Genomic DNA, 12,783 nt, shown 5'->3' with positions numbered 1-12,783 from the left:
ACAATTAATCAACAAAATAACCCTACAAATGAAAATTAAAATGTTAATCGCGGCACTCGCCATCTCAGGTATGACCTCTGCCCAAACACTCAAAAGCGGCATTGACAAGGCCAACATGAACCTTGAAGTCAAGCCCGGTGAAGATTTCTACCAGTTCGCTGCCGGCGGCTGGCTCAAGAGCCATCCACTCGACGCCGTACACCCCATGAACGGTTCGTTTACCGATTTGGACGAGCAGAACAACGACCGCATACGCGACCTCGTGAAGGAGTATGCCGAGAAGCACATGCCCCAGGGCACAGTGGGCCAGAAAATTGGTTCGCTTTACCGTATGTATATGGACACGGTGGCTCGCAACCGTATGGGCTACGAACCCATCAAGCCCGCCCTCGCCAAGGTGGCTGCCATCAAGAACCGCAAGCAGTGTGAGCGCGTGATGTACGAACTGGGTGCCAAGGGCTACGGCACCATGCTCTTCGGCTTCGGACTGGGCCAGGACGCCATCAACTCAGACCAGTACATCTTCGGTGCCAACCAGGGTGGCATCGGTCTTGACCCCGAATACTATACCCAGCCCAATGAGCAGCAGAAGGCAGTGGTGGCCGCCTACAAGAGTCTGATGAAAGACCTCTTCAAGATGGTGGGCAACAGCGAGGCCATGGCTGAGAAGAAGATGCAGGCAGCCTTCGCCATCGAAGACCAGATAGCCCGCCAGAGCTACGACCAGGTGAAGAGCCGCGACCCTCAGGCCAATATCCACAAGATGAGCTGGCAGGACCTGCTGCGCGACTATCCCGGCATCGACTGGAAGCAGCTCTGTCTGGCTTATGGCTATCCTTCCGACATTGACTCTGTCGATGTGGGTCAGCCCGAGCCCATCCACGAGGTAGAGAAGATACTCGCCACCGCCGACCTCTTCGCCCTCAAAGCCACTCTGGAGGCCAGCGTCATCAGTTCGTCTGTGAGCCTGCTCTCCGACGACTTCGTCAACCGCCGTTTCGAATACACCAAGGCCGTCTATGGCGTCAAGGAGCAGCAGCCCCGCTGGAAGCGCGGACTGGGATTTGTCCAGGGACTCATGGGCGAGTCTATCGGCAAGCTCTATGTCGCCAAGTACTTCCCCGAGAGCAGCAAGCAGAGAGTGGTGGAGATGGTACACAACCTGCAGGACGCCTTCGCCCAGCGCATCGGCGAGAGCACATGGATGACCGATGCCACCAAGGCCAAGGCCATAGAGAAGCTGCGCAGTATGCGTATCAATATAGGTTATCCCGATAAGTGGCAGAACATGGAAGAGTACGTGCAGATAGACGAAAGCAAGAGCCTGCGCGCCAACTACGACGAGATTATCCCCGCCCTGCGCCGCCGCAGTCTGGAGAAGAAGTGGCGCAAGCCTGTCGACAAGACTGTCTTCGCCTGCAATCCCCAGATGGTCAACGCCTTCTATGCCCCAACCTTCAACAGTATCAACTTCCCGGCAGCCATCCTCCAGGCTCCGTTCTTTGACGCCGAGGCCGACGACGCCGCCAACTATGGCGCCATAGGAGCCGTCATCGGCCACGAGATGAGCCACGGCTTCGACGACCAGGGCTGCCAGTTTGACAAGAACGGCAACCTGAACAACTGGTGGACCGACGAGGACAAGGCCAACTACAGCCAGCGCACCAAGGTGTTGGCCGACTGGTTTAGCGCACAGGAGGTACAGCCCGGTCTGAAGGTCAATGGCGAGAAGACCCTTGGCGAGAACATCGGCGACAACGGCGGTATCAACGTGGCATTCCGTGCCCTGCAGAACGTGATGGCCAAGCAGCCTCTGCCCGAGAAGGACGGCTACAGCGCAGCCCAGCGCTTCTTCCTCTCCTATGCCCGCATCTGGGCCAGCAATGTGGCTCCGCAGTTCGTGGCTTACCTCGTCAACAGCGACGTACACTCGCCCAACCATCTGCGTGTCAATGCCGCTCTGCCACATATCGACGCCTGGTATGAGGCTTGGGGCATACAGCCCACCGATCGCCTCTATCTGGCTCCCGACAAGCGCGCCCACATCTGGTAATCACTCGGTGTGAACCGACCGCATAAGCATGGCTCCCGTCTGCCCCAAGAGAGGCAGCGGGAGCCTTTTGGGTAGCCACGGTGATGACGGCGCCGTCATCTACACCTTAAATTATAATAATAGGGGAAACCCTATTGCGATTTAGGGGAAAAACCATGGCGGTGACGGTGGAATTGGTTACTTTTGCAACCATAACAGCAACTAAAACCAGTGAAGGGAATGAGGAAACAATACGCAGCAATAGCCGCTTCGACGCTCCTGGTGATGAGCGGATGCGGCACCTACGCCGGACAGGGCGCCTATACCGGTGCCACCTTCGGCTCGATATTGGGTAGTGCCATCGGTGGCATCAGCGATGGACCGCGCGGTCATGACATGGGTACCATCGTGGGCATGGCGGGTGGTGCCGTGCTGGGAGGCATCATCGGCAACGCCGCCGACCAGCAGCGACAGCAGGGCTATGACAACGGCGGATATGCCAGCCGTCGCCAGCGTCAGCGCGACTATGGCGACGACACCTATACCAGCCGTCAGCAGCGCCAGCGTCCACGCGCCCAGCAACCCGTGACCACCCAGCAGAGCGAAGCCGGGTATGGCAGCGGTTTCGACGAGAACAACGGCGGCGACGACCGCATCGAGTTCACCCCCGACGATGGCGGTAACAGCGAGAAGGGCACTAAGCCCACGCAGGTGCTGCCCGGTTCGTCGAGCGTGGAGAATATCGCCGAGGGCATAACCTATACGCCGACGATAGAGATACGCAACGCCCGGTTTATAGACGCCAATGGCGACAACCGCATAAGCCGCAACGAGCTGTGCAAGGTGGTCTTTGAGGTCTACAACAACGGCCGTCAGACCATCTATGATGTACAGCCCATGGTGGTCGAAGCCACCGGCAACCGCCATATCTTCATCTCGCCCGGCGTGCATGTAGAGAAGATTGCCCCCGGATGCGGCATACGCTACACCGCACTGGTCAAGGCCGACAACCGCATCAAGGCCGGCAACGTGAAGTTGTGCATCTCGGTCATCGAGGGCAACAACCACAAGATTTCCAAGGTCAACGAGTTTAATATCGCCACCTGCAAATAGACAGGAGGCCGAAATAACCACACGGCGTGCCTGGGACGTGAAGAGGAAAAACGTTCCGGGCATGTTGTTTTTCGTCCCTTTCGTTTGGGGATTGATGATTAAAGCCTTAACTTTGCATAACAATCTAAATTAAAGACATAATGAACAAGAAAATCATCACTTTGCTGATACTGGTGGGACTGTTTATGACAGCGCTCACCGCCAGCGCCCAGGTGGCCTTTGACTGGCCCTACAAGACAGTGGATGGCACTATCGTCACCCAGGTTCCCGAACGTCCTGCCGGCCAGCAGCCCGCACTGGGACTCACTGCACCCAAGCTCAAGGTGGTGCGCGTGGGATTTGTAGGACTGGGCATGCGCGGTCCCGACGCCGTGCGCCGCTTTACCCATATCAACGGCACCCAGGTGATGGCCCTCTGCGACCATGAGCGCGAGCGCGCCGACACCTGCAACACCATTCTGCGCGCCGCATCCATGCCCCCGGCAGATATATATTATGGTGAGGACGGATACAAGAAGTTGTGCGAGCGCAAGGACATCGACCTGGTGTATATCGCCACCGACTGGCTCCACCACTTTGTTGTGGCCAAGTATGCCATGGAGCATGGCAAGCACGTGGCCATCGAGGTGCCGTCGGCCATGAACCTGCGCGAGATATGGTCGCTCATCGACCTCAGCGAGAAGACCCGCCTGCACTGTATGATGCTTGAGAACTGCTGTTATGACTTCTTCGAGCTCAACAGCCTCAATATGGCGCAGCACGGAGTGTTCGGCGAGGTGCTCTATGTGCAAGGTGCCTATCGCCATGACCTCTCCCAGTTCTGGGATATGTACTGGAAGAAGGACGCCAATGACCGTCTGGGCTGGCGCTTGGACTTCAACCAGAAATTCCGGGGCGATGTATATGCCACCCACGGTCTGGGCCCCATCGCCCAGGTGCTGGATATACACCGCGGCGACCGCATGAAGACTCTCGTGGCTATGGATACCAAGTCGGTGAACGGTAAGGCGTGGGCAGAGAAGCTCTTGGGCAAGCCCTGCGAGAAGTTTGCCAACGGCGACCATACCACCACCCTCATCAGCACCGAGAATGGCAAGGTCATAGAGATACACCACAACACCATGACGCCCCAGCCCTACAACCGCATGTACCAACTCACGGGTACCAAGGGCTTTGCCAACAAATATCCTACTGAGGGCTACGCGCTCTCGGGCGATGAGATGAAGAACAGTGGCGTGCGCCCGTCGGCCGACAATCTCTCGGGCCACTCCTATATGCCCGCCGCCGACCGCCGTGCGCTCACCAAGAAATATGAGAGCCCCATCGTGACCCGCTATCTGGCTCAGGCCAAGAAGGTAGGCGGCCACGGAGGTATGGACTACATCATGGATAGCCGTCTGGTCTACTGTCTGCAGCACGGGCTGCCTTTCGACATGGATGTCTATGACCTGGGCGAATGGTGCTGTCTGGCAGAGCTTGGTTCGCTGTCGATGGACAATGGCAACAAGCCGGTAGAGGTGCCCGACTTCACCCGCGGCCACTGGAACGATGTGAAAGGCTACCGCCACGCTTTTGCCACACCCGAAGAGGATGCACAGGTAGATGCCGAGTCAGCCGCCTTCACCGAAAAGCTCAAGGCCAAAGGCGCCAAGTACTGGCAGAAGCACAGCAAGTAGATAACCGGGCGCAAGCCCCACGACGATAGCCACCGCAGCCAGAGGCTCAGGTAGCATAGCATTATCCGCAATGCCCATAGACAGGCATTGCGGATATTTTATTAGGCCCAACCGCCCGCCCCCAATTCTCCCGAAACTTCTGCCGACCGCAAATAACCTGACTTCGCGACCTGATATGGCCAAATCGTGGCCCGCAAAGAATAAATACCGTCACGCAATGACTAAATCCAACCTCGCAATCAATATGGAGAGGGTCATGGCATGCACTATTTAGCCTCAGTGGCTGGATATATGGGCTGAGGCTATTGGTTTAATAGCTCTTTATCTGTCAGGAAATCCAATAAGCTAATGGTCAGAATACCAAATTCGTCTTCCTTACGATGGATGTCGTCACCAACAATGACTATTTTTCGAAAGTGGTCGTTGATTGACAGTAACGGACGGCTCTCTTGGGCCTCTTTCTCAGTCGTGGGCATGTGGTAAGCCGACTGGATATACACTCTATATGGAGGGCGGTTTACCACGAAGTCAACCTCCAGCATTCTTCTGACAAACTTTCCGTTCTCGTCCTTGCCCCCAAGTTCAACCAACCCAACATCCACATTATATCCACGACTGCGGAGCTCATTGTAGATAATGTTTTCCATAATGTGTGTTTCCTCTTGCTGACGATAGTCGAGAATAGCTGCGCGGATGCCAATATCGGCAAAGTAATACTTGGATTCGGTACCAATATACTTTCTGCCTTTCACGTCGTAGCGCAAGGCCTCCTCTATCAAGAATGAGTCTTCCAGATATTCAATATATAGCTTTATCGTATCTCGCTTTATGGACACGCCTTGTGCAGACTGAAATGTGTTGGCTATTCTCGTTGGATTGGTAGACGAACCTATTCCTGAAGCTAATACTCGCACAAGTTCTTTCATTCCTTCAGGGTTGCGCAAATGGTTGCGCTCTATCACATCACGGAGATAGGTAGTTTCATACAGATTATGCAAATAATCGGTTTTTTTCTCTTCTGTTTCCAGCAAAGCCACCTGCGGGAGTCCTCCAAAAGTATAGTAATCCAACCATGCCTTGCGTATGTCGCCGCCAATACCCTTGAAATACTCATCGAAGGTGAGAGGCCAGATGCGTATTTCGTCACCTCTGCCACGAAATTCCGTTACGATATCGCTCGACAGGAATCTGGAGTTTGACCCCGATACATACACATCCACATTCCTTATGTGGGTTAAACTAAGGATAACCTCTATGAAATCTTCCACCAGTTGTACCTCATCCAAAACAATATAAAAAGGATTGCCATCATCAACTACCTTGGAGTCTATATAGTCAAGTAGAGCATCAGGTTTTCTCAGTCGTCGGTTTCGGAAGTCATCAAGTTGTATCTCGATGATGTGGCTGCCAGTCACTCCATGTTTCAACAGCCAGTTGTGCCAGATATTGAACAGCAGAAAGGACTTTCCGCATCGTCTGACACCCGTAATAATTTTCACAAGTCCGTTTCCGCGTCCTGCGATAAGCTCATTCAAGTATTTCTTACGTTCGAATATCATATTAGGGTATATTTTTTGATACCAGTATCATATTTTACACCGCAAATATACTGCTTTTATATGAAAAGGATGCCTAAACGATGCGAAAAAACGTTCGGCAAGTGTTAGAAACAATTGTTGTTATACCAAAAGCGATGTTGTCGCCACTGTTTCTGATTAAAGAACATTCTATAGTCAATTTGGAAGCAACCAATAAGGTCATGGCATGCACAAACCAAGCCTCATGGAGCCCATGGATGGCCTCGAAATTGCAAAAACAGCCAAAATTGGTACAGAAAAACAATAAAAAGTTTGTTTACTGTACCAGTTTTGACTATCTTTGTGGCATGATTATGGACTTAGAGCATATTGGCAACATTCCAGTAAGCACCGCTACGGTGGCATCTCTATTCCCGGAAATGTCGGCAGGTAATCAAAAGGTGCTTCAACTTGAGACGGCAGGCAAGGTAATACGTCTTAAGAGAGGGCTATATGTGATAGCCCCCAAGGTATCGCGGGTGAGCCTGTCAACAGAGTTGATAGCCAATCATCTCTATGCCCCTTCGTATGTGTCCAGACAGACAGCCTTGCGCTATTACGGACTGATACCCGAGGCAGTCTATACCACCCAGTCGATGACGATAAAGCACTCCCGCCACTTTGATACCCCCGTGGGGCGCTTCGAGTATCAGATGATTTCGCGCGAGGCCTTCTCTGTAGGCGTGACAAGCATCAACCAGCATAGCTACTCGTTTCTGATGGCTACACCCGAAAAGGCGCTGTGCGATCTGATAGCCAATTCTCCTAATGTCAACCTCCGCTATCTGAAGGATGTTGAGGCTTATCTGGAAGGTGACATCCGCATGGACATAGATGACTTCCTGTGTATGGATGTAGGTATCTTTGAGCGGTATGCACAAGTCGGGAAAAAGGGAAAATCGATAGAAACTCTGATAAAATATATGAAGAAATGAGCACAAACGAAATATACAATCAGATGTTGTCGGTCTATGAACTTACGACCGAACAGCAGAGGCGCAATGCCATCTTCGAGGTCAATCAGCAGGTAATCCTTGCAGGGCTGTATAATGGGGGATTCTTTGACGAGGCAGCCTTTTATGGCGGCACCTGTCTGCGTATCTTCCATGGTTTGCAGCGCTTCTCTGAAGATATGGACTTCTCGCTCGTCTCTCCCAATGACCACTTCGACTTTACCCGATACTTCCAGCCGATAGTCAATCAGTTTGCCCTCGTCGGTCGCGAGGTTGAGATCAAGAAGAAAGACAAGAAGAACTTTGGCAAAGAGGAGTCTGCCTTCTTGAAGGATAACACTGATGTCTATGATATCACCTTCCAGACGGAGAAAACGGTAAAGATAAAGATAGAAGTAGACACGCAACCACCATTGAAGTTTGATACCGAACAGAAACTGCTTCTCCAGCCACAGTCATTCATGACACGATGCATCACTCTGCCAGACCTGTTTGCAGGCAAGATGCACGCATTGCTGTATCGGGTGTGGAAGAATAGGGTGAAAGGCCGTGACTGGTATGACTTCGAATGGTACGTTCGCCACAATATTCCTCTTGACTTTGCCCACCTGCATGAACGGGCCTTACAGTTCAATCAGGAGGATATCACCAAGGAGTCGTTTCTGGACAAGCTGAGCGAGCGACTGGCATCGGCAGACATCAAGCAGGTCAAGGCAGACGTGCTGCCCTTTGTCCGCAATCCCAAGGAACTTGACATCTGGTCAAACGACTATTTCCTGCAACTGACCAAGATGGTGAAATGGACCACTGAAGACTGATGCCGCGGTCATGGCGATAGTGGCTGCCTCTGTAACGAGAGGTATGCCAAGGGCCAGGCTCGCCCCCCGAAATCGCAGCAATAACAATAAAGGCAAGCACCTCTGTCATGGGTGCTTGCCTTTATTGCTGCTGTGGTATGGAGACTATGGATGCTCAGCCAGGTGCCGTCGCTGCCGTCGGCGGGGTGATGGCGGGCGGGGCGAAGGTGTGGGGTAGCGGGGGTTATTTCTTGGTCTTCACGCTGCCGTTCTTTCCCAGCACGAGGGTGGTGGCTTTCAGACTGCGCTTGGTATGGTCGAAGATGGTGGACGGATTGATGCGCACGCCACGGTACTTGACCTCGAAGTGCAGGTGCTCGGTGGTGGCCCGGCCCGTGCGCCCCGTGAGTCCGATGACGTCTCCGGCCTTGACCTTGTCGCCTACCTTGACCAGATTCTTGTACTGGTGGGAGTAGAGCGTCTCAAAACCGAAAGCGTGGCGGATGATGATGCAGTTGCCGTAGCCCGAGAAGGGGGCTGAGCGGGTGACGACGCCGTCGAAAGCAGCCACGATGTTGTCTTTGGGCTTGGTCTTGAGGTCTACGCCACTGTGGCGCCGTCTGCCGCCATAGGGGCTGATGACCTTGGCACCCGGGAGCGGGTAGGCCCAGTGCTCCTCCTCTATCTGGGTAAGGTCGAGCTCGAAGCTGCTGCTGTTTTCAAACGGGTTGGTTTCCTCGTCGGGGTCGAGGGTCAGTCCGCGCTTCTCGTTGCTCTCTCCGTCGATGTGGGTTATACGGATATTGGCGCCGCGCTTCTCGAACGCCAGCACCTGACGGTAGAGTCGGTGGTTGCGGGCATTGACGATGGTGGCGGGGTTGACGCGTGAGCCGTTGACCATGATGAAGAAGCGGCAGAGACCCTGCTCGCCGTCGTTGCCGATGATGGCGATGGTCTGTCCGGCCTTTACCGTCTGTCCGCTCTGCACCAGGTTCTGCGCATTGTTTTCATAGACAGTCTCCAGACCATTGTCGTGGCGTATCACGATGACATTGCCGTGGCGGTCCATCTTTCGCGCGAGTCGTACGCAGCCGTCAAACATGGCCTTGACGGCATCGCCCTTCTTGGAGGTGATTTCCAGCCGGTCTTCCTTGTCAGAGAGCGTAGCCTTGCCCACGGGCAGCGGGAAGCTGTAGGCTCGGTCGCCCATGCTGGTGAAGTCGATGCTGAAGGCTTTGCTCTTGTCAAAGAGTCCGGGGGTGCTGATGCTTATCTGCTGGGTTTCGGCTGGGGTGAACTTGATGTTGGCTGGGGTGGATGCCGACAGCAATGTCGCCAGCAGGGCCCATGTCAGTGTATGCTTGATGTTCATATATATAAAGGTAGACTTTTAGGAGTAAGGGTTAATGGTCGGGGTGTGGGATGTCATTGCATCAGGATGCCAGTGTAGATGCGTCCGGAGTCGATGCCGAGACGGCGCGCCGAGAAGTAGTCGTCGGCATGGTCGAAGGTACAGATGCCGGCATGGTGGATATGCTCGGGCACCACGCCGCAGCCGATGAGCTCCCGGATATTGATGCCGGGCAGGTCAAGGTGCCACTTGGTGTGCCACTCGGCGGTGTCGGTGAGGTCGAAGCCAGCCTGCAAGAACTGGTCGTAGACCTCCTGTCCCACTTCAAAGTTGGCGAGCGAGATGCCTGGTCCTACCACGGCGAGCAGCCTGTCGGGGGTGGTGCCGTAGTGGAGCTGCATGGCCATGACGGCACGCTGGCAGATGCGCTGCAGGGTGCCGCGCCATCCGGCATGGATGGCGGCGGTGGCGCGGGCCACGGGGTCGTAGAGCAATACAGGGATGCAGTCGGCGGTGGAGACTCCGATGCACACGCCGGTCATCGAGGTCGTCACCATGTCTACTCCGTCGAGTATCTTGTCGCGCACGACGTCGCTCATGTCGAGCAGTTCGGGCGCCACGGCGCGGTGCTCGATTCCGTGGACCTGGTGGGGGAGGACGATGTGGGAGGCGGGCAGTCCGAGCCTGTCGGCCAGCAGCTGGCGGTTGCGTGCCACGTGGTCGGCGCTGTCTCCGCAGTAGGGGTTGATGTTGAACGAGGCGTAGTTAGCCTCACTCACGCCGCCATGTCGGGTGGTGGAGAAGGCAGTGACCCCCTCGCCGAGGTCATAGCAGAGCAGACGGGGTTCAGTCTTGCTGGTCATCATAGTCCTCCTCGTCGTATTCGAAATCTTCCAGGTCTTCGATATCTTCGATGTCGTCTTCATCGACAAACTCGATATCCTCGCCCTCGTCGTGGAGCTCTTCGGCAAAGCGGCTCATATCCTTGTCGCGGTGCACCAGCGTGTCTTCGGCTGTGATGTCTGCCAACTTGTTGCTCTCGCTGTTGAGCTCACGCCACAGGATATCCTTGAGCTCGGGCAGTCCCTTGCCGGTGACGGCAGAGATGAACACCACGGGGAGGTCGTCGGGCAGAGTCTCGCGCAGCATGTCGATAAGCTCGTCGTCGAGCAGGTCGCACTTGGTGACCGCCAGCACGCGGTGCTTGTCGAGCATCTCGGGGTTGAACTGCTGCAGCTCCTTGAGCAGCACTTCATATTCGCGCTTGATATCGTCGGTGTCGCCGGGCACCATGAAGAGCAGCAGCGAGTTGCGCTCGATGTGGCGGAGGAAGCGCAGTCCCAGTCCCTTGCCCTCGCTGGCTCCCTCGATGATGCCGGGGATGTCGGCCATGACAAACGATTGGTGGTCATGATAGTCTACGATGCCCAATGAGGGCTCGAGGGTGGTAAAGGGATAGTTGGCTATCTTGGGCCGTGCGCTCGAAAGCGACGAGAGCAGGGTGGACTTTCCGGCGTTGGGCAGACCTACCAGTCCGACGTCGGCAAGCAGCTTGAGCTCGAGGATGATGGTCATCTCCTCCATCGGTTCGCCCGGCTGTGCGTAGCGAGGAGCCTGGTTGGTGGCTGTGCGGAACTGGAAGTTGCCCAATCCGCCGCGTCCGCCCTTGAGCAGCAATACAGTCTGTCCGTCGTAGTTGACGTCGCACACGTATTTGCCCGTCTCGGCGTTGTAGACCACAGTGCCGCAGGGCACGTCGATATAGATGTCCTTACCATCGGTGCCGTGACACTTGTCGCGGCCACCATTGCCTCCATGTTCGGCAAATACGTGACGCTGGAACTTGAGGTGGAGCAGCGTCCAATAGTTGTGATTGCCACGGAGGTAGATGCTTCCTCCGCGTCCTCCATCGCCACCGTCGGGACCACCGTTAGGGTTGTACTTCACGTGGCGCAGGTGCATACTGCCGCGTCCGCCCTTGCCCGAGCGACAACAGATTTTTACATAGTCAACGAAATTGGATTCTGCCATAATTATAATAGATGATAAGGAGTTGGTGAAAAGTGGAGTCTAATAAAACGAAAAAAGGTTGAAGCGCCGTGTCGTGCTTGTCGTATCTATCTGCATAGGTACGTCTGCCGGCACGCTGCTTCAGCCTTTTATGATATTACAAATTGTCGATGACGGCAGTGATGTCGCCAAAGATGCGGTCGAGCTCACCCAGACCGTTGATGTGATGGTGTATGCCTTCTTTGGCGTACCATTCAATGAGGGGAGATGTCTGGTTGTGATAAACGTTGAGGCGCTTCTTGATAGTCTCTTCGTTGTCATCGCTGCGTCCGCTCTGCTGTCCGCGGAGTAGGAGACGCTTCATCAGCTCGTCTTCGGGAACGTCGAGCTCAATCATGGCAGCCACCTTGTGTCCGCGCTCAGCCAGCATCTTCTTGAGGGCTTCAGCCTGGGGGATGGTGCGGGGGAATCCGTCGAAGATGACGCCCTTGTGCTCTTTGCCGAAGCTGTCGTATACGCTGGCAAGGATGTCTATCATCAGCTCGTCGGGGATAAGCTGTCCCTGGTCGATATAACTCTTGGCGGTCTTGCCCAGCTCGGTTCCGTTCTTGATTTCATTGCGCAGCACGTCGCCGGTAGAGATGTGCTCAAAACCGTACTGAGCAATCATCTTGTCGCTTTGGGTGCCTTTGCCCGAACCGGGGGCACCGAAAATAACTATATTCTTCATCCTTCTACTAATGTATAAATGTCTCTGAGGTTACGACCCTCCTGGTCGTAGTCAAGTCCATAGCCCACGATGAAATCGTTGGGGATTTCCATGGCTGCATACTCTATGTTGAGGGGTATCTTCAGTTTCTCGGGTTTGAGCAGCAGCGTACAGATGTGCAGCGAGTTGGGGTTGCGGGTGCCCAGGGTGTCGAGCATGCGCTCCATGGTCTTGCCAGTGTCTACGATGTCTTCGACGATGATGACGTCGCGTCCGGTTATGTCTTCGTTGAGTCCCATCACTTCGACCACCTTGCCTGTAGAGACGGTGCCTTCATACGATGCCAACTTGACAAACGATATCTCGCATGGGATAGTGATGTGGCGCATCAAGTCAGCGGCAAAGACAAACGAGCCGTTGAGCACGGCCAGGAGCAGGGGCTTCTTGCCTTCCATGTCATGGTTGATCCTGTCGGCGACGGCCTTGACGCGTTGCTGGATTTCGTCCTCGCTAATAAACGTTTTGAACCTTTTGTCCTTAATCTGTACGATACTCATGAGTATGA

The 12,783-nt window shown here is 54.7% G+C and carries 11 protein-coding genes; 5 read left to right on the top strand and 6 right to left on the bottom strand.

All coding sequences use genetic code 11. The annotated features are described in order from the left end of the window. Window positions 1-28: 28 nt before the first annotated feature. The 3 genes from CIK87_RS07415 (at window position 29) to CIK87_RS07405 (ending at window position 4,821) form a co-directional block, all read left to right on the top strand. A complete protein-coding gene (locus CIK87_RS07415) occupies window positions 29-2,053 on the top strand; it encodes a M13 family metallopeptidase (protein ID WP_094386663.1) in 2,025 nt (674 codons plus the stop codon). A gap of 219 nt (window positions 2,054-2,272) precedes the next feature. Next, window positions 2,273-3,145 carry a hypothetical protein gene (locus CIK87_RS07410; RefSeq protein ID WP_094386662.1) on the top strand — a complete coding sequence of 291 codons (873 nt, stop codon included), beginning with the start codon at window positions 2,273-2,275 and terminating at the stop codon, window positions 3,143-3,145. Between the two features lie 140 nt (window positions 3,146-3,285). Beyond that, the gene (locus tag CIK87_RS07405; RefSeq protein WP_094386661.1) at window positions 3,286-4,821 is read left to right on the top strand and encodes a Gfo/Idh/MocA family protein; all 1,536 of its coding nucleotides are present in this window, start codon (window positions 3,286-3,288) and stop codon (window positions 4,819-4,821) included. A gap of 302 nt (window positions 4,822-5,123) precedes the next feature. On the opposite strand, the gene CIK87_RS07400 is transcribed toward CIK87_RS07405, so the two are convergent. Continuing rightward, entirely contained in the window at window positions 5,124-6,380 is a 1,257-nt protein-coding gene (locus CIK87_RS07400) for an ATP-binding protein (RefSeq protein WP_094386660.1), read from the bottom strand. Window positions 6,381-6,706: 326 nt separating this feature from the next. Between CIK87_RS07400 and CIK87_RS07395 the strand changes: the two genes are divergently transcribed. Both CIK87_RS07395 and CIK87_RS07390 read left to right on the top strand, forming a co-directional pair. Then, window positions 6,707-7,333, top strand: coding sequence for a hypothetical protein (locus CIK87_RS07395; protein ID WP_094386703.1), 627 nt, complete (start codon window positions 6,707-6,709; stop codon window positions 7,331-7,333). Then, window positions 7,330-8,169, top strand: coding sequence for a nucleotidyl transferase AbiEii/AbiGii toxin family protein (locus CIK87_RS07390; RefSeq protein WP_094386659.1), 840 nt, complete (start codon window positions 7,330-7,332; stop codon window positions 8,167-8,169). Before CIK87_RS07395 ends, CIK87_RS07390 begins: the two co-directional genes overlap by 4 nt. Before the next feature lie 223 nt (window positions 8,170-8,392). Here CIK87_RS07390 and CIK87_RS07385 read toward each other — a convergent pair whose 3' ends face one another. The 5 genes from CIK87_RS07385 to hpt form a co-directional block, all read right to left on the bottom strand. Continuing rightward, a complete protein-coding gene (locus CIK87_RS07385) occupies window positions 8,393-9,520 on the bottom strand; it encodes a M23 family metallopeptidase (RefSeq protein WP_022309488.1) in 1,128 nt (375 codons plus the stop codon). Window positions 9,521-9,573: 53 nt separating this feature from the next. Beyond that, window positions 9,574-10,365 (bottom strand): polyphenol oxidase family protein, encoded by a 792-nt coding sequence (locus tag CIK87_RS07380; protein WP_254046526.1) that lies wholly within the window; start codon window positions 10,363-10,365, stop codon window positions 9,574-9,576. Beyond that, window positions 10,346-11,530: a GTPase ObgE gene (gene obgE / locus CIK87_RS07375; protein ID WP_022309486.1), complete on the bottom strand. Its 1,185-nt coding sequence runs from the start codon at window positions 11,528-11,530 to the stop codon at window positions 10,346-10,348. The genes CIK87_RS07380 and obgE overlap by 20 nt, the downstream gene beginning before the upstream one ends. A gap of 136 nt (window positions 11,531-11,666) precedes the next feature. After that, window positions 11,667-12,239, bottom strand: a complete 573-nt coding sequence (locus CIK87_RS07370) for an adenylate kinase (protein WP_022309485.1) — start codon at window positions 12,237-12,239, stop codon at window positions 11,667-11,669. Beyond that, complete coding sequence (hpt, locus tag CIK87_RS07365) at window positions 12,236-12,775, bottom strand: hypoxanthine phosphoribosyltransferase (RefSeq protein ID WP_022309484.1); 540 nt, start codon at window positions 12,773-12,775, stop codon at window positions 12,236-12,238. Before hpt ends, CIK87_RS07370 begins: the two co-directional genes overlap by 4 nt. Window positions 12,776-12,783: the final 8 nt, after the last annotated feature.

Source organism: Prevotella sp. P5-64 (genome assembly GCF_002251285.1).
Classification (GTDB): Bacteria; Bacteroidota; Bacteroidia; order Bacteroidales; family Bacteroidaceae; genus Prevotella.
The sequence above is the reverse complement of the archived record's forward strand: the minus strand, read 5'-3'. Positions and strand labels throughout refer to the sequence as shown.

Bases quoted from the DNA above. Each gene is read 5' to 3' on its own strand.
- CIK87_RS07415 (WP_094386663.1), top strand. From the start codon at position 29: ATGAAAATTAAAATGTTAATCGCGGCACTCGCCATCTCAGGTATGACC.
- CIK87_RS07410 (WP_094386662.1), top strand. From the start codon at position 2,273: ATGAGGAAACAATACGCAGCAATAGCCGCTTCGACGCTCCTGGTGATG.
- CIK87_RS07405 (WP_094386661.1), top strand. From the start codon at position 3,286: ATGAACAAGAAAATCATCACTTTGCTGATACTGGTGGGACTGTTTATG.
- CIK87_RS07400 (WP_094386660.1), bottom strand. From the start codon at position 6,380: ATGATATTCGAACGTAAGAAATACTTGAATGAGCTTATCGCAGGACGC.
- CIK87_RS07395 (WP_094386703.1), top strand. From the start codon at position 6,707: ATGATTATGGACTTAGAGCATATTGGCAACATTCCAGTAAGCACCGCT.
- CIK87_RS07390 (WP_094386659.1), top strand. From the start codon at position 7,330: ATGAGCACAAACGAAATATACAATCAGATGTTGTCGGTCTATGAACTT.
- CIK87_RS07385 (WP_022309488.1), bottom strand. From the start codon at position 9,520: ATGAACATCAAGCATACACTGACATGGGCCCTGCTGGCGACATTGCTG.
- CIK87_RS07380 (WP_254046526.1), bottom strand. From the start codon at position 10,365: ATGATGACCAGCAAGACTGAACCCCGTCTGCTCTGCTATGACCTCGGC.
- obgE (WP_022309486.1), bottom strand. From the start codon at position 11,530: ATGGCAGAATCCAATTTCGTTGACTATGTAAAAATCTGTTGTCGCTCG.
- CIK87_RS07370 (WP_022309485.1), bottom strand. From the start codon at position 12,239: ATGAAGAATATAGTTATTTTCGGTGCCCCCGGTTCGGGCAAAGGCACC.
- hpt (WP_022309484.1), bottom strand. From the start codon at position 12,775: ATGAGTATCGTACAGATTAAGGACAAAAGGTTCAAAACGTTTATTAGC.